At 51.7% G+C, this 20,062-nt stretch carries 15 protein-coding genes; all 15 read right to left on the bottom strand.

Annotated elements, in window-relative coordinates; genetic code table 11:
- Nucleotides 1–272 precede the first annotated feature (272 nt).
- The 15 genes from ACAN56_RS13975 to bshC all read right to left on the bottom strand — a co-directional run bounded on the left by ACAN56_RS13975 (nt 273) and on the right by bshC (nt 20,010).
- Nucleotides 273–1,034: a cell division protein FtsQ/DivIB gene (locus ACAN56_RS13975; RefSeq protein ID WP_038595359.1), complete on the bottom strand. Its 762-nt coding sequence runs from the start codon at nt 1,032–1,034 to the stop codon at nt 273–275.
- Between the two features lie 64 nt (nt 1,035–1,098).
- The gene (gene murA / locus ACAN56_RS13970) at nt 1,099–2,382 is read right to left on the bottom strand and encodes a UDP-N-acetylglucosamine 1-carboxyvinyltransferase (protein ID WP_379143485.1); all 1,284 of its coding nucleotides are present in this window, start codon (nt 2,380–2,382) and stop codon (nt 1,099–1,101) included.
- A gap of 360 nt (nt 2,383–2,742) precedes the next feature.
- Nucleotides 2,743–3,858, bottom strand: coding sequence for an undecaprenyldiphospho-muramoylpentapeptide beta-N-acetylglucosaminyltransferase (gene murG, locus ACAN56_RS13965; RefSeq protein ID WP_038595362.1), 1,116 nt, complete (start codon nt 3,856–3,858; stop codon nt 2,743–2,745).
- Between the two features lie 5 nt (nt 3,859–3,863).
- Entirely contained in the window at nt 3,864–4,961 is a 1,098-nt protein-coding gene (spoVE, locus tag ACAN56_RS13960; protein WP_038595363.1) for a stage V sporulation protein E, read from the bottom strand.
- 49 nt (nt 4,962–5,010) lie between these two features.
- The gene (gene murD, locus ACAN56_RS13955) at nt 5,011–6,432 is read right to left on the bottom strand and encodes a UDP-N-acetylmuramoyl-L-alanine--D-glutamate ligase (protein WP_379143482.1); all 1,422 of its coding nucleotides are present in this window, start codon (nt 6,430–6,432) and stop codon (nt 5,011–5,013) included.
- A gap of 3 nt (nt 6,433–6,435) precedes the next feature.
- Nucleotides 6,436–7,401, bottom strand: a complete 966-nt coding sequence (gene mraY, locus ACAN56_RS13950) for a phospho-N-acetylmuramoyl-pentapeptide-transferase (protein WP_038595366.1) — start codon at nt 7,399–7,401, stop codon at nt 6,436–6,438.
- A 21-nt stretch (nt 7,402–7,422) separates the two neighbouring features.
- Nucleotides 7,423–8,829, bottom strand: a complete 1,407-nt coding sequence (locus ACAN56_RS13945) for a UDP-N-acetylmuramoyl-tripeptide--D-alanyl-D-alanine ligase (protein ID WP_379143479.1) — start codon at nt 8,827–8,829, stop codon at nt 7,423–7,425.
- Nucleotides 8,826–10,313: a UDP-N-acetylmuramoyl-L-alanyl-D-glutamate--2,6-diaminopimelate ligase gene (locus ACAN56_RS13940; RefSeq protein WP_038595369.1), complete on the bottom strand. Its 1,488-nt coding sequence runs from the start codon at nt 10,311–10,313 to the stop codon at nt 8,826–8,828. The genes ACAN56_RS13945 and ACAN56_RS13940 overlap by 4 nt, the downstream gene beginning before the upstream one ends.
- A 9-nt stretch (nt 10,314–10,322) precedes the next feature.
- A complete protein-coding gene (locus ACAN56_RS13935; RefSeq protein WP_038595370.1) occupies nt 10,323–12,269 on the bottom strand; it encodes a stage V sporulation protein D in 1,947 nt (648 codons plus the stop codon).
- Between the two features lie 176 nt (nt 12,270–12,445).
- A complete protein-coding gene (locus tag ACAN56_RS13930) occupies nt 12,446–14,671 on the bottom strand; it encodes a penicillin-binding transpeptidase domain-containing protein (protein ID WP_379143476.1) in 2,226 nt (741 codons plus the stop codon).
- A gap of 43 nt (nt 14,672–14,714) precedes the next feature.
- Nucleotides 14,715–15,110, bottom strand: coding sequence for a hypothetical protein (locus ACAN56_RS13925; RefSeq protein WP_038595373.1), 396 nt, complete (start codon nt 15,108–15,110; stop codon nt 14,715–14,717).
- A 24-nt stretch (nt 15,111–15,134) separates the two neighbouring features.
- A complete protein-coding gene (gene rsmH / locus ACAN56_RS13920; RefSeq protein ID WP_341379524.1) occupies nt 15,135–16,088 on the bottom strand; it encodes a 16S rRNA (cytosine(1402)-N(4))-methyltransferase RsmH in 954 nt (317 codons plus the stop codon).
- Nucleotides 16,089–16,131: 43 nt separating this feature from the next.
- On the bottom strand, nt 16,132–16,569 hold the full coding sequence (mraZ, locus tag ACAN56_RS13915) for a division/cell wall cluster transcriptional repressor MraZ (RefSeq protein WP_038595376.1): 438 nt from the start codon (nt 16,567–16,569) through the stop codon (nt 16,132–16,134).
- A gap of 237 nt (nt 16,570–16,806) precedes the next feature.
- Entirely contained in the window at nt 16,807–18,078 is a 1,272-nt protein-coding gene (locus ACAN56_RS13910) for an adenosylhomocysteinase (protein ID WP_038595378.1), read from the bottom strand.
- A 300-nt stretch (nt 18,079–18,378) separates the two neighbouring features.
- Nucleotides 18,379–20,010, bottom strand: a complete 1,632-nt coding sequence (gene bshC, locus ACAN56_RS13905) for a bacillithiol biosynthesis cysteine-adding enzyme BshC (RefSeq protein WP_379143472.1) — start codon at nt 20,008–20,010, stop codon at nt 18,379–18,381.
- Between the last annotated feature and the right edge of the window lie 52 nt (nt 20,011–20,062).

Here is a 20,062-nt window from a genome sequence, read left to right as displayed (position 1 = left end):
AAACTTCTCTGTACATATTCAACATCTCTAATCCTTTCCCTCTTTTTTCTACAAATTTTTTGAGTGGGATAATATGACAAGCATCTCGCATGAAGATAGCAGCTGCTAGAAACCTGAAAACAGGCATTTATTACATGAAATATAAGTGTAATAAAGAAATGTCATCCATATTTGATACTTCATTTCAAAAAATCCGAAGAAAAAAGAGGGACGTTGCCTATTGCCCGTAAAACCGATTGTAGCATTTTTTTCTTACTATTAGTAGGGCCTATTTACTCTTGCGTGTCCTCTTTCACATTCTCCTCTTTTACAGGTGCAAAAGGAACATAGGAATCCGCTTCAAGCATCTTGATCAGTCCGGGCTCCTCTGTCTCTATCACTTGATTTAAATACTCTACTTTATCCTTAAGCAAAGAAATTGCCGTAATGACTTCAAAATGCGAACGGGTATACAGCTTGATGCGGTCTGGAAAGGATAATGTTGGTGATGGCACAATCTCGGAAATGTCACTGGTCAGTTCATTAGGGATACTGGCGAGAGCCTGGCACAATTTGGCTTTATGGGGATCATCTTCCCCCCAGCTTGTCAAGATCGGCTTCTCCACCGCAATGCCCGTTTCATTCACGGAAACAGCAGCGCCGCTGGATAGAATCGCCTCCAGTACGCCATCTTGATCCAATTCATAGGCCACTGCAGGGTACTCCTTAATACTGATGGTGACTAGACCGGGGAATTTCTTTTCCACACTGGCCTCCTGAACCGTCTTGAGCTCCTTAAGGCGATCGGCCACTGCATCATTAGAGACGGCAAAATACTGTCCTCCGAGGGCAAGTCCGCTTTTCTCAAGCAGCTCCTCACGGGTGGAATATTTGTTTCCCTGAAATTGGATCTCTGTAATCCGGCTCATGGACGAGCGGAAGAAAATCACGGCCAGCAGCGCAATAAACAGCAGCAGCAGAATGAAAGTAATCTTTCGGCTCATTTTTTTGGTAGGCTTGTCCTCTTTAAGAAGAGGTAAACGGGTTTTTGGCATCTCATATCTCCGTAATAAGGCCCTGTCTCCTTCCCACGCATGAAGCTGAAGGAGACAGGGAGCTTTAATTGGCCAAATCAAACGGACCCGGCACAGGTACTTTGCGGCTGATGCGTGCACCCAGCTTCTGAAAGAGCTGCTCAATGCCGTCATATCCGCGGTCAATATGATGCGCCTGCTCAACAACCGTGGTCCCATGAGCGGCGAGTCCGGCAATCACCAGGGCAGCTCCCGCCCGCAGGTCGGTTGCTTCCACCGTTGCTCCATACAGTCTCTGCACCCCGCGGATAAACGCACGGTTCAGATCAATGGAAATATCGGCGCCCATCCTGGCCATCTCCTCCACATGCTTGAAGCGTCCCTCGAATACCGTCTCTTTGATGACGCTGAATCCGTCGGCCAGCGACAGCAGCACCATTACCTGAGATTGGAGATCTGTGGGAAAGGAAGGGTAGGGAGAAGTAACGATTCGTTCCACCGCACGGGGACGTCCCATGCAACTGATATTAATTATATCATTGCATACGGTGATTTGAACACCAGCCCTCCTCAGCACATGGATCAGGGAGGTTAAATGCCCGGCATTGGTATGGGTCAATGTAACGTTGCCCCGCGTGGCGGCAGCGGCTATCATGACCGTTCCGGCGACAATCCTATCGGGAATAACCTCGTACGTACAGGGATATAGCTTCTTTACACCTTGAATCGTAATGGTATCGGTACCGGCACCGATAATCTGGGCACCCATCTGATTCAGGAAATTCTGCAGATCCTGAATCTCCGGCTCTCTGGCCGCACCCGATATCGTTGTCGTTCCTTCTGCCATGGAAGCAGCCATCATAATGTTCTCCGTGGCTCCGACACTAGGATAATCAAGATGTATATCGCTTCCCTTAAGTCTTGCGGCCCGGCAGGAAATCCGTCCATTGCTCTCTTCAATTTCCGCCCCCAGCTGCTTCAGTCCCTGCAGATGAAGATCAATCTTGCGCTCCCCGATCGCACAGCCACCCGGCTGATAAATCGTCACCTCTCCAAATCTGGATAATAACGGTCCCATCAGAAAAATAGACGATCTCATCTGCCGCATTAAATCCTCAGGAACATGGGAAGTGCCCAGCATTGACGTGTCGATGGTCACCGTCTCGTCTTCATGCAAGCCCCTGCAGCCCAGCCGTTCCAAAATATTCAGCATTGTTTCGATGTCCAGCAGCTTCGGCACATTATGCAGTGAGTGAACTCCTTCGGCCAGCAGGCTTGCCGCCAGGATCGGCAGCGCCGCATTTTTTGCTCCATGGATACGTATGGTGCCTGACAGGGGGTTTCCACCCTCAATCACCAATTTGTCCAATGTATCACCTCCGAGATTACCGCTCACCCACCACAAGCACTTCCCGTACAAGGCGCAATGAAATGTGCGGGATGGCCCTCCCGCTTTTGTCATCTCATAAACCGGAAGTGCCCTGGGTGATTGTCACGATTATAGGATTATCCTATGTTCATAACCCCGGGTGTGTGACAGTGGAGGATAACAAGAAGATTAACGCACTAAGTACAGGTTCGGCACGGAGAATTGCTTTGCTGTTCACCAAGAAACTCACAACCTCTTAACTAGAGAAAATGTGCGCGTTTCCCCGCCTAATTGCCTGTTCACGCAATCGGGAAATAACATCGTCTTCAGTTATACATTACCCAACAACCTGCAGAAGACCTAGGCTTTACGGTTGGCCACGAGCCTGCGCAGCTCGGCCACGACCAGCGAGGCGGAATCTCTTTTGCCCAGACGTCTTGAGGCTTCCGACATGCTTCTCTGCACATCTTCTGCGCCAATAATCTTTTGTACAGCCGCCAGCAGGGTCTGGCCGTTCAGATCCTTCTCCAGCAGTACAACCGCCGCACCTTCACGTTCCAATTGTCTAGCATTTGCTTCCTGATGATTATTCGTCACGTTGGGGGACGGGATAAGGACGGAGGGGATACCCAGTGCCGTAATTTCTGCAAGAAAAGATGCGCCTGCCCGGTTCACAATCAGAGAAAGACAAGCCAGAACCTCGGGCATATTGTGAATATAGGGAAGGATATGCAGCCAGCTTGGCTCGCTTCCCAGCTTTTGACGCAGGGCTTTCCGGGTCTCTTCGAAATATGACTCGCCGGTAACATACACATAATGAACACCATTACCCTTACCCACATACGGGGCCATCTCAATCATCGCCTGATTGATGGCCTTAGCCCCCCCGCTGCCTCCGACAACCAGCACCACTGTGCTGCCTTCAGGAATGCCCAGTGATGCGAAACCTCTCTGAGCGCTGGCAGTCGTTACGGTAGTTGCCCGGGGATTTCCTGTATAAATGACGTTTTTCCCTCCCGGAAAGGCCGATTCAGTCCCTTCAAAGCTTACGGCAACTGTGTCGGCATACCGGCTAAGGAAGCGGTTCGTAAGCCCGGGAATGGCATTCTGCTCATGAATCAAGGTCGGAATTCCAAGACGGGAAGCCGCATAAACGACTGGGCCGCAGACATAACCTCCAGTGCCGATCACGACATCCGGTTTAAATTCTCTGAGCATTTCTTTGGAGGCTTTAACCCCCTTAAGGAAACGCATGACTGTCTTTACATTGTCCATGGAGAGCTTCCGGCGGAAGCCCGTAATATCAATCGCCTTGAATGGAATTTTCTCCTGGGGAACGATTTTGCTCTCCAGACCACGCTTGCCTCCGATATACAAAAAGGCAGAGCCCTTGTCTTCCTCTTCCAGCTGTCTGGCGACGGCTACGGCGGGATAAATATGTCCCCCCGTACCCCCGCCGCTTAATACGATACGCATGTCTCTCACCTCGCATAACGGGATAAATTCAGTAAAATACCGAGTGCTGTAAGCATCAGGGTCAGCGACGAGCCTCCATAGCTGATCAGCGGGAGCGTAATGCCCGTTACCGGCATCATCCCGATGACAACACCGATGTTGATGATAACCTGGACAGCCACCATACAGACGATGCCTACGGCCAGATAACTGCCGAAACGGTCAGGCAGGCTCATCGCCACCTTCATCCCGCGCCAGATCAGAATCAGAAACAGCAGCAGTACTGCCAGCCCCCCGATAAATCCGAGCTCCTCGGCCAATATAGAAAAAATAAAATCAGTCTGCGGCTCCGGCACGTAGCTGTACTTTTGCCGGCTCATGCCCAGTCCAAGACCGCCAAGGCCGCCAGGTCCAATTGCATACAGCGACTGGATAATCTGGTAACCGGCGCCGAGCGGATCCGACCAGGGATCCAGGAATGCTGTAATGCGCTGCAAGCGGTATGGCGCGGCAGCAACCAATCCGGCGAACCCGGCGATGCCGGCCACACCGAGTGACAGCAGATGCTTCATCCGGGCTCCTGCCGTGAACACCATCATCAGAGCCGCACCGAACATTACAGTACCAGTGCCCAGATCCGGCTGCAGCATAATCAGCCCAAAGGCAGAACCAATCAATGCCAGGGGAGGAAGCAGCCCTCGAGTGAAGACTGAGATATCATAGTCATCCTGTCCCAGCCATTTTGCCAGAAAAAGAATCATCCCCATCTTCATAAACTCGGAGGGTTGAATTCCGAAGGAGCTGATGCCCAGCCAGCTCCGCGCACCGCCGCGCACAACCCCGATTCCGGGAATGAGCACCATCACGAGCAGAACGAAGCAGATGATCAGAGCAGGCTTCGCAAATTTTTTGAGCACCAGATAGTCCGTGTTGGCAGTAACAAACATTGCCCCCAGACCCAGTCCGGCAAACAGCAGCTGTCTTTTAACAAAATAAAACGAATCGCCATAATTGCGGAAGCCCAAAACGGACCCGGCGCTGTACACCATCACCATGCCGATTGCCAGTAGAGCCAGAATCGGAATCAGCAGCCAGATATCAGGCGCATGACGGGATTTCTTCATCAGGAGCACACCTCTTGCATCCGTAGTAGGGGCTTATCCACCCCCCTACTTAAAGGTTATGCACCGCCTCTTTAAAAATACGCCCGCGCTCCTCATACGAGGTAAACATATCCCAACTTGCACAGGCAGGAGACAGGAGAACAACATCTCCTTCTTCCGCAAGAGCGGAAGCCTCCCGGACAGCCTCCTGCAGCACGGCGGCGGCGCTCTCCCCATTATCGACGGAGATGATGCGCTTTACTCCTGCCATTTGCGCCACACTGGCCAGCTTGTCCTTTGTTTGCCCCAGGACCACCAGCCCCTTCACATTGCCGCTGAGGACAGGCAGAAGCTCCATATAATCGGACCCGCGGTCGAGTCCCCCGGCGATCAATACAATCGGCTCGCGGAACGAAGCCAATGCCATGGAGGTGGCTTTGGAGTTTGTTGCTTTGGAATTGTTGTAGTAAGCGGCGCCAGCCTTATCCGCCACATATTCCAGACGGTGCTCCACCCCGCGGAAAGAAGCCAGCACAGCACCAAGACCCTCCGGAGCTGCTCCGGCAGCGATGGCGATTCCGCAGGCAGCCAAGGCATTCTCAACGTTGAACCGCCCCGGGAGGCCAATGGAATCCACCGTGGCAATCTCCGTCTCGCTCTCCGAATAATCACGATAAATGATTACCCGATTGTGGTCGTCTTCGGTATCCGGCACAAAAGAGGGACGGACAAAGATGCCCTGAACCAGCTCCTCCGTCATGGAGAAAGGCAATATGCTGCCTTTGATGTAAGGAACCAGGCCCCGGCAAACCGGATCATCCCAGTTCAGCACAGCCGTGTCAGAAGGCCCCTGGTTAGCAAACAGCTTCGCTTTGGAAGCCACATAATCGTCCATGTCGCCATGATAATCCAGATGGGTTTCGGCTACGTTCAGCAGAGCACCCACCTTGGGACGGAAGGTCTCCGTCCCCTTAAGCTGGAAGCTGCTTAGTTCGACAACCATCCAGTTGTCCTCATCCGCCTCCAGAGCGGCCTGAGAGAGCGGCGTACCGATGTTGCCGGCAACAATCGGCTTCATCCCTGCGGCCTCCAGCATGCGGCCTACCCAGGTCGTAGTCGTTGTCTTGCCGTTGGAGCCGGTAATACCGATCATGGGGGCGGCACAGAGCCGGTAAGCCACCTCCACCTCGGTCACAACCTCGATGCCTAGCTGCAGCGCCTGCTGCACTGGAGGAACAGTGTAGGGAATGCCCGGATTTTTGACCACCAGGCTGACACCTGAATGAATCAGTCCTTCCGGATGTCCGCCGCATATAACAGAAATTCCCAAAGATTCCAATTCGGAAGCTTCGGGACTTTGATCTCTTTCCTTTTTATCGTTGACCGTAACTACCGCACCGCGCTCATGCAGCACTTTGGCCACCTGGACGCCGCTTTTTGCCAGCCCCAGGACGACCACCTCTTCCCCTCGGTACATATCCGGATGTTTCATTCTTTACAACCCCTTGCTGATATATAGTCCTACTGCCGCCAGCACAAGGCTAACCGCCCAGAAGGAGACAACAACCCGCCATTCCGACCAGCCGCCGAGCTCAAAGTGATGGTGGATCGGGCTCATTCTGAAAATGCGCTTGCCGCGCGTTTTAAAGGAGGCTACCTGCAAAATCACAGACAGCATCTCAACCACAAAAACTCCGCCAATCACAACAAACAGCAGCTCGGTTTTGGTCACAATCGCAATAGCCCCGATCGCACCGCCAATTCCGAAGGAACCGAAGTCTCCCATAAATACTTTTGCCGGATGTGCATTAAATACCAGAAAACCTAATACCGCCCCGATCATCGCCGCTGCGCAGACACCGGCAGCAATCGAGGTAGCCTGCATGGCCACTACCGCAAAGGCGGCAAGTGCGATCGCGCTGACACCCGACAACAATCCGTCTACTCCGTCAGTAAAGTTTACTGCATTCGTGACCGCCATCATCATGAGGATAATAAATGGATAGTAGAACCATGCGCCCCAATCGAAGCTGATGGAGGTTCCCGGTATGCTGATGCCTGTGTTATGGCCGGCGTTAATCAACAGAACGCATAACACCACCCCGATCAGCAGTTGACCTGCCAGCTTTTGGCGGGCTGTAAGTCCCAGCGAACGCTTGAAAGCAATTTTAATATAATCATCAAGGAAACCAATCAGCCCGTAACCGAGCGTTGCTACCAAAAGGACATAAAAGTCCGAATTCACCACGGAAAATTTCAGAAAAGATAAAGTGAAGGCCACCATAATAATGATACCGCCCATGGTAGGCGTTCCAGCTTTTTTCAAATGAGTTTGCGGTCCGTCATCACGAACCTGCTGTCCGAATTTCATCCGTCTCAGCAGCGGAATGATCAGCGGAGCGGCAATGACCGCAAGGATAAAGGACACAGCAATCGTCAGCAGCAGCAGTTGATAATCCATGGGTACACCCCCTCCAATATGTTAAGTTTGCTCAAAATGTTTGTTTAGGCTGTGCAGTACTTCTTCCAAGCGCATCCCTCTGGAAGCCTTGAAAAGCACAACATCGTCAGGACTGCATTTCCCGATCAAGACGGAAGTCAGCTCCGCTTTGTCCGTAAAAGAAAACACACGTTCTGCTCCGAATTTGTCCCTTGCCGTCTCAGCAATGTGGGCGGAGAGTGGTCCATAGGCAAAAACCAGATCCGTTTCCTCAGGATCGAGATAAGTCCCGATCTCCTGGTGGAACCGCACTTCATCCGGCCCAAGTTCCAGCATGTCCCCCAGCACAGCGATTCGGCTGCCAGTGCATTTCATAGACTGCAGCACATCAATCGCTGCTTTCATCGAGGTAGGACTGGCGTTATAAGCATCATTCAGCAAGGTAAGCCCCGAAGAGGTCAGCATCACTTCAATCCGCATGCCGGTCAGCTTAAGCCTCTTCAGTCCATCCTCTATGTGGTCATCAGTTACGCCGAAATGGCGTGCAACCGCAAGCGCGGCCAATGCGTTGACTACATTATGCCTGCCCGGCAGCGGGAGCGTATAGGCACGCTCCTTGTGGAGGTAACTCGTAAAGGTCATACCTCCGCTGTGCGTCATCATCCCGGTCGGATAATCATCGTTATCCGTAAAGATGCCGAAACGCAAGGTTTGCATTCCCTCGGGCGCATGGAAGGAGGCTTCAGCCATAACCTCAGCTAGCAGCGGCTCATCCCCGTTATAGATCAGCAGACCTCCCGGCTTCAGCCCTTCGGCAATCTCCAGCTTGGCCCGGGCGATCTCCTTGCGGGAGCCGAGCTGCAGCAAATGGGATTCACCTACATTCGTGATGACGGCCACATCAGGCGCAGCGAGCGAAGCGAGCAGGGCGATTTCGCCCCTTGAGCTCATCCCCATCTCCAACACGGCGATCTCCACATCCTCGCGCATAGAAAGGACCGTAAGCGGCAGTCCGATATGGTTATTGAAATTGCCTTGAGTTTTATGAACCTTAAATTGTCCTTCAAGCAAGGCTGTAATCATATCCTTGGTAGTCGTTTTGCCGTTGCTGCCTGTAACCGCAACAACCTGCGGAGCAATTTCGCTCAAATAAGCAGCAGCCAGCTTCTGCAGTGCAGACAGCGTGTCTTCTACCAGAATAACCCCGCCGCCTTCAGGCGCAGTCCCCTTATCCTTCTGCCATAGCGTTGCGGCCGCTCCCGCAGCCAAAGCTGCGGCACCATAATGATGTCCGTCAAAGTTGTCTCCGGCAAGCGGAACGAACAGACAGTCAGACGTAATTTTGCGGGAATCGGTAACCACTCCGGCAATCTTCACATTCATATCTTCAGCGGAAAACACTTCTCCCCCGCACATGTCAGCGATATTTCGCAGCGTTCTTGTAATCAATAGCTTCGGCCCCTTATCACTTCTTTGGCGACAATGCGGTCATCGAAATCATGAACCACTCCGCCGATCAACTGGTAGGTCTCATGACCTTTCCCCGCAATCAATACTACATCGCCAGGGCTTGCCATTTCAATAGCTTTTCTGATCGCTTCCCGCCGGTCGGGAACCATTTCATAACGTTCCTGCGCTACCCCATCCTCTTTCAGTCCCGCTTCAATATCCCGCAGAATCAGCAGCGGATCTTCAGTCCGTGGGTTGTCAGAGGTCACAAATACGCTGTCGCTGTATTTGGCTGCGATCTTCCCCATCAACGGCCGTTTAGTGGTATCTCTGTCGCCGCCGCAGCCAAAGACGGTAAGCACTTTGCCGGTTGCAAATTCGCTGACTGCCTTCAACACATTTTCAAGGCCATCCGGTGTATGGGCATAGTCAACGATAACCGCAAAGTCCTGCCCCTCATCCACCGACTCCACCCGTCCGTCCACACCTGGCACAGACTCTAAGCTGGCTTTGATCTCTTGAAGCGGCACATCTTCTAGAAGAGCGGCAGTGATAGCGGCAAGTGCATTATATACGTTAAACTTGCCGACCATGCGCAGAGAAATGTCTGCCTCTCCCTTAAACGTATCCACATGGAAAAATGTTCCTTTGGATGTGATCGAAATTTGTGAGGCTCGGACATTTGCCTTGCTGTCGATGCCATATGTAATCACTTCCGCTGCAGTCTGGGCAGAAAAATAAGCGCTCGCCTCATCGTCCGCGTTAAGTACGGCATATTTGCGCTCTTCTTTCCATGGAGAAATAGCGTTGCCGAGACGGGAGAAGAACAGGCCTTTAACGGCGCGATACTCTTCCATTGTATGATGATAATCGAGATGATCCTGGGTTAAATTCGTAAATATTGCTGTGCGGTAATCTGTCCCCTTCACGCGTCCTTGCTGCAGCGCATGGGAGGAGACCTCCATCACGCAGCAATGTACACCTTTAAGCACCATATCTTGAAGCGTACGCTGCAGTTCAAGCGACTCCTGCGTGGTGCCTGACATCGGATAACTTTGTCCGTCATATCGCATTTGAATGGTTCCGATCAGTCCCGTTTTTACACCATGGTCCTGCATGATCCGTTCAATCAGATAAGTGGTGGTAGTTTTGCCGTTGGTGCCAGTGATCCCTATCATTCTCATGCGGCTGCTAGGCGATCCGAAGAAGACATTTGCCAGTACGGACATAGCAAACCTGCTGTCGTCCACTACGAGCTGGGGCAGATCAATATCCAGCCTCCGCTCGCAGACGATGGCAGCGGCTCCACTCGCGGCAGCCTGCGGGGCAAATTTATGCCCATCCACAGTATGTCCCGGCAAACAAATAAATAAATCACCCGGTTTCACCTGGCGGGAATCCGTCTGAAGATCGGAAATCTCTGTTTCACCATCGCCGTATAGGCGCGAAGCTGCAAGACAAGAAGATAATTCATTAATGTTCATAGCAATCCCTCACTCTGCTTTGTCATTCTTATCATTTACGGAAGACCCCATATAAATCCTGATTGTCGAGCCTTGTTCGACTCTAGCTCCCGCTTTGGGGGCCTGATTGACTACGGTATTGCCTGAGCCTGAACGCACGAGCGTAAAATTCATGTTGAGATCTTCATAAATATCCTGAACTGTGGCGCCAGTCAGATCGGGAACCGTCACAATCGGAGTCTCTCCGTACTTATAGGTTTTGGGAAGCTGGTCTTTACGCTCCGGTACCTTCAAATAACGCAGGGAGTCCTCAAGAATGTTCTGTACGATCGGAGCCGCCACCACGCCCCCAAACTGTATGCCCTGTGGATTATCCACCGCAGTGTACACAACAATCTGCGGGTCATCCGCAGGCGCAAAGCCTACAAAAGATACGATATGCTCTGTAGGAGAATATCGGCCATTGATTACTTTCTGTGCCGTCCCTGTCTTGCCCCCCACACGGTAGCCGTCAATAAATGCCGGCCGGCCGGTGCCTTTGGCAACTACGCTCTCAAGGGCAGCCCGCACCTTCTTCGAGGTTTCCTCGGAAATAACCTGCCGCACTTCTTGCGGCTTCACTTCCGATACCGTCTCACCGGTATCCGGATTAATCCATGCCTTGGCAACATGAGGCGTGTACAGCTTACCGCCGTTTATTGCCGCAGACACTGCCGCAATCTGCTGAATCGGTGTAACCGACACCCCTTGGCCAAAGGCTGTTGTAGCGAGTTCCACCGGCCCCACCTGCGAAGGCTTGAACAGGATGCCGCTTGCCTCCCCGTTCAAATCGATCCCCGTCTTCGTACCAAAGCCGAAATCACGGATATATTTGAACAAGGTATCTTTGCCAAGACGCTGGCCCATCACGACAAAACCCGGGTTGCAGGAATTCTCCACCACTTCCAGAAAGGTTTGGCTGCCATGGCCGCCTTTTTTCCAGCAGCGCAGCTTCGCCCCGCCGACCTCAATAAAACCGGGGTCAAAAAAATGCTCATGCTGTAAATCCACCTTCCCCTCCTGCAGCGCCGCAGCCAGGGTAATAATCTTGAATGTCGAACCCGGTTCATACGTCATCCATATCGGCAGATTACGGTTATACACTGCCGCATCGTATTCCTTGTAAGCGCCCGGCTCATAACCCGGCCGGCTCGCCATTGCCAGAATCTCGCCATTCTTCGGATTCATGGCAATAGCCCAGCTGCCCTGAGCCTGATATTTCACCATTGCCTGATCCAGCTCACGTTCCATAATGGACTGGATCTGCTTGTCAATGGTCAACTGCAGACTCAGTCCCTCCTGGGGTTCGAAATACTTCTCAGAGGAGCCAGGCATTAACCGGCCGCCTGCATCAGACAAATAGGATATTTTCCCGTCAATTCCCCGCAGCAGTTTATCGTAAATATTCTCAACGCCAGTGATGCCCTGATTATCAATTCCCGTGAACCCAAGAATATGGGCCGCCAAATCCCCGTAAGGATAATAACGTTTGTTGTCCTCAGCGACAACGATGCCCGGCAGCTGCAAATCACGGATGCTTGCGGCAAGCTCCATCGTAATTTTGCGGCCGCCGGGCTGTAACTTCACCGAAGACTTCCCTTTAGACAGCAGCGTCACTAGCTTCACCTCAGTCATGCCGAGTAGTGGAGCCAGCTGTTGTGCTGTTCCTTGCTTATCCTTCACCTGCACAGGAACCGCATAAATCGTAGGCGAGCTGACATTATAGGCCAGTGACGTCCCTTCACGGTCCAATATTTCACCGCGTTTTGCAGTAAAAGGTATGTCACGGCGCAGCAAATTTTCCGCCTTGGCGCTGAGTTCTTCACCTTTGGACAACTGCACATAGGCAAGACGCACGGCCAGAGAGCCGAACAATACGGCCAATCCCAGCAGCGTCCACAGCATTCTCTGCCGAGTTACGACTTTCGAAACCTTCATTCCGTTCTCCCCGCTTTCGCTCGTATAGACATGATCTCTTATCTCATGACTATTCGGGACAAACAGGGCTTAGAACAGCCTGTACGATTGCCGCTCATAAGCTAATCAGGCTAACACGGTTTTACCGCTGCCGGAACGGCTTTGGTTCACTTCTTTAAATAGCCTGAGATCCCCGGCTACTCTTCCGCTGCATCCTCCGCCGGCTCCGTAACCGGAATATCCTCACCGTATTCATTGATCGGATTGAGCTTCAGAGTAACCAGTGGCTTGCCATTTTTGATGCCTTCCGTTTGCTCGGAGACATACCCTTCGCCATCCACTGCAATGCCGATCTTCAAAAGATTGAGAATTTCCAGTGCATCCCGCAGGGATTGACCGCGCAAATCCGGAATGGTCTGTTTCTCCCCCTGCTGAGTTAACAGGTAAATGCGCTGTCCTGTTGCAAGCACAGTTCCTTTCTCTGGGTACTGGCTGACCACAGTAGCTCCTTGACCCACCGTTTCAAAATCATATCCCCCATTGATGAGCAGTTCTCTGGCTGCCTTCACGGTTTTGCTGGTCAGATCAGGTGCCTTGCGCTGTACAGAGGCTTGCGCCTTGACCGTTTTCTTGCCGCTGTCGGTATCGCTCGTGTCACCCATTTTGGGCACGCCCATATAGGGCAGCGCCTGGGATACGATCTCCTGGAACACCGGGCCCGCTGCGATACCGCCGCCGGCAGCGTCGGCAGGCTCGTCAATAATGACATAGACAGCGATCTTCGGATCATTGACCGGTGCGTATCCGAGAAAGGAAGAGCGCACCTTGTCCCGGTCATAACCACCCTTGCCGTCAGGCTTGATCGCCGTCCCGGTCTTGCCCGCCACACGATAGCCCTCAATGTAGGCGTGTCTCCCGGTCCCATGCTGCAAATCCGCAACAACCTGCTCCAGATAGCTTCCGGTCTCGCGTGCGCTTTCCTTCGAGATAACCTGACGCACAACCTCAGGCTGGGTGACCGTTGTCTTCCCGGTATTCGGATCGGTAATTTCCTTGACGACATGAGGTACCATCAGCTTGCCGCCGTTCGCAATCGCTGCCACCGCCGTAAGCTGTTGGATCGGAGTAACGAGCAATTTCCCGTGACCGTAAGAAAGTGTAGCATTTTCCGACACATTGTTCGGGTCTGGGTTAACGAGCCCGATGATTTCTCCCGGAAGGTCGATGCCTGTTTTATCTTTGAAACCAAAATCAGTGATATATTGCAGCAGCCTTTCCTTTCCAAGCATTTCATAGCCTAGCTTGACAAAAGCTACGTTGCTGGAACGTTTAACCCCTTCAAGGTAAGTGATTTCACCCCATCCTACTCTGTTGATATCAGGAATAGGCTTGCGCAAACCCTTGAGTTTGATTTGGCCGGACTTAAAATAGGCATTCGGATCAAAGAGGTTTTCCTCCACCGCACCGGCCAGCGTTACAACCTTGAACGTCGAGCCCGGCTCAAATCTCGACATGATGGCGTGGTTATAGAAGTCCCCCGGTTTCGTTTCCGAATTCCAGAATTCATTGGGATTGAAGGTAGGCAAATTGGCCAGGCCCAGAATCTCCATCGTGTTCGGGTCGGCGGCAATCACACTTATGGACTTTGGTTTGTACAGCTCATAAGCCTTTTTCATCGCTTCTTCGATGTAATACTGAATTGTGCTGTCGATGGTCAGCTTGAAATCACTGCCGTTCACGACAGGCTGAAAAGTATCCTGTGAGTCAGGCAGCTTGAATCCTTTGCCGTCACTCTGGTAATAGAGCTTGCCGTCGACGCCTTTAAGCTGCTTGTCGAAATATTTCTCCAGCCCCGCTATGGCAATACCGTCTCTGTCGGTATAACCCAAAATATGCGCGGCAAGTGTTTTCTTGGGATAATAACGTCTCTGCTCCCTGACCGTGCCGACGCCGGTTTCGAGAATATCATGCTCCTTGCGGAGCTTTTCGATAAAAGCGTCCACCTTGTCCTTCATTTCCTGGTCGATTTTCCAGCCTTCGGTACGGACCTCGCGATTCTTGAGAAAATTGCCTTTATCATCCTTGGCCTCAACCAGTATCTTCAACTGATCCACCGGCTTGTTCAGCAGGTCATGCAGACCCTGAATAACTTCTTCCCCGATTTTCAGTTCAGCAATGACCGCGGGGTCCACCACAACGGTATACGCCGGGACATCACTAGCCAGAACAATGCCGTTACGGTCTTCAATCGTTCCCCGCACCGCTTTAATAACCGATTTATGGGCCCACTGCTCGGCCGCCTTTTCCTGCCAGGACTCGCTTTGCAGAACCTGTATCCAGAAGACCCGGGCGACTAAAACAAGAAAAAAGAGGGTAATACACCCTCCTATAAACAGCGTGCGAAGTTTTATTCTTTTTACCATAAGGAAACCTCACAAACTCTATTATTGCGACTTCTGCCAATCGCTATTGGTTGTCTCCGTCAGTTGAAGTACTACCCACCGGCACATAAATAGTGGTATCCTCAGGCGGCTGCACGTATCCCAGCTTTTTTGCCTTCTCGATTACCAGCTGCTCTAAATTCTGCTTCTCCATCTGATATGTGGCAATCTGCTTTTTGTTGTTTGCAATTTCGCTGTCCAGCTTCTGAGCCTGCAAGTTCAAATCATAAATGTGGACGTAACGCCAAATCAGGGCGACAGCCACCAGCACGAATGCTCCCAGTGTCAGCATATACATCAGCTTCTCCTGCAGTGGAATCACCATCCGCCTAGTGACAACTTTTGTCTTCTCGCGGTAAAGCGGGTTTACCTCTTCTTTTCTCTTGGGTTGAACTGCTAAATTGCCGCGGGTATAGGCCATCTCTGACTCTCCTTTATCGTCTTTTTACAATTTCTCTGCAATACGCAGTTTCGCTGAACGGGCGCGCGGGTTAAGCTCCAGCTCTTCCCCGGAAGGAACGAGCGGCTTGCGGTTAATTAACTTGAGAGTACCTTCAGCGCCGCATACGCAAAAAGGAAAGTCAGGCGGGCAAGTGCATCTGCTTAAATAGCTGCTGAAGATTTGCTTGCAAATCCGGTCCTCCAGAGAATGGAAGGTAATTACTGATACCCTTCCTCCGGGTGCCAGGCAGCGTACCGCTCCATGAAGTCCTTCCTCGAAAGCGCCAAGCTCGTCGTTCACGGCGATTCTCAGACCCTGAAAACTGCGTTTGGCGGGATGTCCACCCGTCCTGCGCGCAGCTGCAGGGATGCCTTCCTTAATCAGCTCAGCCAATTCGCCTGTACTTTCTACCGGCCGTTCCTCTCTTCGCTCCACAATTTTGCGGGCGATCCGCCGCGAGAACTTCTCTTCTCCGTATTGGAAAAGCACGCGGGCGATTTCCTGTTCGGTCCATGTATTGACGATTTCGGCTGCAGTCAGCTCTGCGGACTGGTCCATCCGCATATCAAGCGGAGCATCGTGATTATAGCTGAACCCCCGTTCCCCTTCATCGAACTGGGGTGAGGATACGCCAAGATCAAACAGGATTCCGTCGACCTGGGGAACGCCATCTTTTTGCGGCACAAAAGGAAGCTCCTTCAGCACCTGCTCAAGATCGCGAAAGTTGGTCTTAACCAGAACAACCTTCTCCCCGTATTCAGCCATCTTCTCCCTCGCATTGTTCAAAGCCCACTCATCCTGATCCAGACAGATCAGCCGGCCTTCGCCGCTAAGCTTGGATGCGATAAGAGAACTGTGTCCGGCTCCTCCGAGCGTACAGTCAACGTAAATCCCATCCTTCTTGATGTGCAGCCCTTCTGTCGCTTCTTCCTTAAGCACCGTGATGTGGTGAAACAAGCTGCATCCCTCCAGGGCAGTATTCGAATTGTGTTTGTGTATGTTATAGATCAAAATTGAAATCCACCAATTTTTCGGCAATCTCGTTGAACGATTCCTCTGACTGTTCGAAGTACTGCTCCCATAGCTCCTTGTTCCAGATCTCCACCCGGTTCGAAACGCCCAGAATAACACAGTCCTTGTCCAGCTTGGCATATTGCCGCAGATTCCCCGGCAGATTCACCCTGCCTTGCTTGTCCCATACACATTCTGTCGCTCCTGAGAAAAAAAAGCGGCTGAAGGCGCGGGCATCCGATTTCATCAGTGAAAGGCTTTTGAGCTTTTGCTCCATGATTCCCCATTCTTCCATGGGATAAACAAACAGGCAGGAGTCGAGGCCGCGGGTCGCTACGAAAGAGGTTCCGAGCAATTCACGGAACTTGGCCGGAATAATGATGCGGCCCTTGTCGTCAATGCTATGCTGGAATTCCCCCATAAACATAGTTTTACCCACCCCTTGCTACCGATTCCCCACTTTACCCCACTTTACACCACCTAAGCATAATAGATTCGCCATTAAAAATCAAAAACCTTTTTCCGCAGCAAGGTAATTTTTTCTTGTTTGTCAAGTCATCCCCTCCACAGGCACCTGACTCTATGCATTCACCCATCCGGATCAAAAAAAGAAGCCCGCACCATATACATGGCAACGGGCCTATCGATAAGGATAAAATACCGCTTAGTCGTTCAAATTCCAGCTGTCCAGATATTCCACCTGCGCTGGAGTCAGGCTGTCGATAGCAATTCCCAGACTTTCGAGCTTGTAGCGTGCCACCTGCTCATCCAGATCATAAGGAACATTCTCCACTTTAGCACCGATGCTCTTGTAATTATCATTCACATATTTAAGCGACAACGCCTGCAAAGCGAAAGTCGTATCCATTATTTCCGCCGGATGCCCATCGGCCGCACCCAGATTGACCAGCCGGCCTTCAGCCAGCAGATACAGCTTGCGTCCGTCCTTCAACTGGTATTCCTCGATATTTTTACGCACAGTGCGCTGGGATACCGATCGTTCCGCAAGTTCCGGTTTATTCACTTCCACATCAAAATGTCCGGCATTGCACATAATTGCGCCGTCTTTCATAACATCATAATGCTCGCCGCGGATGACATACCGGTTGCCGGTAACCGTAACGAAGAAATCACCGCGTTTGGCCGCTTCCAGCATCGGCATCACATGGAATCCGTCCATATGCGCTTCCACTGCCTTGATTGCATCCACTTCAGTGACGATTACGTTAGCGCCCAAGCCTTTAGCCCTCATGGCTACCCCTTTGCCGCACCAGCCGTAACCGACTACAACCACGGTTTTGCCTGCTACAATCAGGTTGGTTGTACGGACGATCCCGTCCCATGCCGACTGGCCCGTACCATAACGGTTATCAAACAAATATTTGCAATACGCATCGTTGACGGCAACCATCGGGAACTTCAGGATGCCCTGCTTCTGCAGTGCCTTCAGCCGAATGATCCCTGTAGTGGTTTCTTCGGCACCGCCGCGGATATTCTCCATCAGGTCGGGACGTTCCGAATGCAGCAGGGTCGCAAAATCCCCCCCGTCATCGATGATCAGATCCGGCTTACTCTCCAGAGCCTTGATATTCAGTGCCTTAAACTCCTCCGGTGAGGGATTATATTTGGCGAACACAGTAATGCCGTCTTCGACAAGCGCCGCGCAGACATCGTCCTGGGTCGACAGCGGATTTGATCCGGTTATTGTAACTTCAGCACCGCCCGCCTTGACTACTTTCGCAAGATAAGCCGTCTTTGCTTCCAGATGCAGCGTAATCGACACCTTCAGCCCTTTGAAAGGCTGCTCAGCTTCGAACTGCTCGCGGATGCGGTTCAACACCGGCATATGCTGGCGGACCCAGTCGATTTTCAGATGCCCTTCATGAGCAAGCGACATGTCTGCGACAATACTATTTTCTTTCGACATTGAACTCATTTATGAAACCTCCTAAAAGTTTTGTAAACATAGACTTCCTTGAACTATATAAGTTGAACTTTAGATTTACTGATCCGGCATTAGAACGCAACTGCGGTGAATGTTTGGACTTCCGGCCGCTGTTGTCTACAGATTTCTTGATTAATACCGCTCTTAGCGGTAGAAATCCGTAGACAAAGGCGGTCGCTATCGCTCCTACAGTTCCAAACTTCCCCTCCGCTGTTTAGCCTCTAGCTAGTTCTTTAGTTCAACTTATATAGCTTCGAACAAAAATTCCTTCGTAAGCTTACTTCTTTTTCCCTACATATAAATAATACGGTGCGTTCCGCTGAAGTCAGCGGGTATGGTCATCAGTTCGTCCAGCCAAGCCGGGCCGTAGCGGTTCAAGTAATACATCATATTGTATACTCTTTCCTGCGGCTTTCCCAGCGGCATGAGTGACAGCTCAATCCGTTCCCATTGGCGGAGCGCAGCTTCATTTTGTTTCTCCATGGCATCCTGGGCTTTTCCCTGTAAAAATGCAATCTGGTCCAGGATCTTCTCTTTATTGTTATTGCCTAATTTAAGCAGACCGGCCTGAATCGTTCCGAGCTGTTCGATCAACGGCTCATACATGGCGGAGAAGGCTTCCTTCGTTTCCTCGAACCGGCGGCCAAGCTCGAGTTCATCCTGGGCGGTGATCCATTCTTTCCGTTTCTGTTCAAGCCCTTGTCTCACATCCTCGAAGGAGAGGCTGTATTTATTCATATGCTTATGCAGTGTTCCTTCTATGACTGTAAAAGACATGCGCGGAAGGATCAGCGGCATCTGTCCGCCGACAACTTCAAAGGCATTGCGTGGAATGGCCCAATAGGCCAGTTCCCCTTGTCCCAATACCGTGGCCAGAACCGGCAGGACATAATCCTGCATAAGAGGGCGTGTCAGCACATTGTTGCTGAACCGTTCAGGATGGTCTTCAAGCACTGCCAGCAATTCCTCCGGTGAGAAGGAGACGGCACCCTTGCGGTCAGTATATCGCCCATCCGCCTTATGCAGCAGCAGCCGCGCACCTTCATGTATATAGAAAAGATTCGCATTGCCGGAGGTCACATCTGCCTGCAGCTCATATCCTCCGTCAACTATACGCATTGCCGATTGTTTGTAGGCTGCTTCCAGCTCATCATTGCGTTCAATCAGTTTGGCAAAAAACGGCTTCTCCAGCTTGCGCAGTTCCGGATCGGCAGAATCCAGCAGAATCAGGCCGAATTTGCCGAATAGCGAACCGATCAGCTTGGCAAAAGCATCGCTCATGCTGCCCGCCATTCGTGACGATTCACGGATAAACTCCATGATTTGCGGTTTGAATTCACTTTCTTGAAGCAAGCCAGCCAGCTCGGCAATGACCTGCTCCCATCCCGATTCTTCTACCTTAATATCACTGACAGAAGAACGGGGGCCATCAGCTTTGTCCAGCTTGATTCTGGTGATCTCCCCGGTGCGGTTTAAGACAAATGTATGATTAACCTCATCCCAGTCATGATCTTCACCGGCAATCCAGAAGAGCGGCACAACCGGCCGTCCAAGCTGGGCTGCAGCTTCTTTTGCCGCCTGGATGGTGGTGATCGCCTTATATACGACAAACAGGGGACCTGTAAACAGGCCGCTTTGCTGCCCCCCGGTCACCACCAGCGTCCCTGGCTGTTCCAGCAGCGCCAGAGCATTCGTTACCGCAGAATGGGGATTATGCTGTTCGTTATAGAGCCGTAAGGCTGAAGCAATCTTAGTACGGTCGGCACGCTGATGTTCATTTGCATCCAGCCACGCCGCCCGTTTCTCTCGGCTGTCTTCATTTCTGAAATCCCCGCCGTACAAATGCTCTACCGTTTCATAACGGTCTATATAGTCGCGTGCGAGCGCAGATCCGCCCGGGATCGGTTCCGGTACTACTTCCATTTACTAATGCCTCCTGTTCAGCTATGCCTGCTATATGTAATCACAAGTTCGT

Origin of the sequence: Paenibacillus paludis (assembly GCF_042610515.1) — a bacterium.
Lineage (GTDB): Bacteria > Bacillota > Bacilli > Paenibacillales > Paenibacillaceae > Paenibacillus_AQ.
Note: the sequence above shows the minus strand (reverse complement) of the source record. Positions and strands in the feature narration are given on the sequence as shown.

Coding starts and splice junctions, on each gene's coding strand:
- ACAN56_RS13975 (WP_038595359.1), bottom strand. CDS start 1,034: ATGCCAAAAACCCGTTTACCTCTTCTTAAAGAGGACAAGCCTACCAAA.
- murG (WP_038595362.1), bottom strand. CDS start 3,858: ATGCGTATCGTATTAAGCGGCGGGGGTACGGGGGGACATATTTATCCC.
- spoVE (WP_038595363.1), bottom strand. CDS start 4,961: ATGAAGAAATCCCGTCATGCGCCTGATATCTGGCTGCTGATTCCGATT.
- murD (WP_379143482.1), bottom strand. CDS start 6,432: ATGAAACATCCGGATATGTACCGAGGGGAAGAGGTGGTCGTCCTGGGG.
- mraY (WP_038595366.1), bottom strand. CDS start 7,401: ATGGATTATCAACTGCTGCTGCTGACGATTGCTGTGTCCTTTATCCTT.
- ACAN56_RS13940 (WP_038595369.1), bottom strand. CDS start 10,313: ATGAACATTAATGAATTATCTTCTTGTCTTGCAGCTTCGCGCCTATAC.
- ACAN56_RS13935 (WP_038595370.1), bottom strand. CDS start 12,269: ATGAAGGTTTCGAAAGTCGTAACTCGGCAGAGAATGCTGTGGACGCTG.
- ACAN56_RS13930 (WP_379143476.1), bottom strand. CDS start 14,671: ATGGTAAAAAGAATAAAACTTCGCACGCTGTTTATAGGAGGGTGTATT.
- ACAN56_RS13925 (WP_038595373.1), bottom strand. CDS start 15,110: ATGGCCTATACCCGCGGCAATTTAGCAGTTCAACCCAAGAGAAAAGAA.
- mraZ (WP_038595376.1), bottom strand. CDS start 16,569: ATGTTTATGGGGGAATTCCAGCATAGCATTGACGACAAGGGCCGCATC.
- ACAN56_RS13910 (WP_038595378.1), bottom strand. CDS start 18,078: ATGAGTTCAATGTCGAAAGAAAATAGTATTGTCGCAGACATGTCGCTT.
- bshC (WP_379143472.1), bottom strand. CDS start 20,010: ATGGAAGTAGTACCGGAACCGATCCCGGGCGGATCTGCGCTCGCACGC.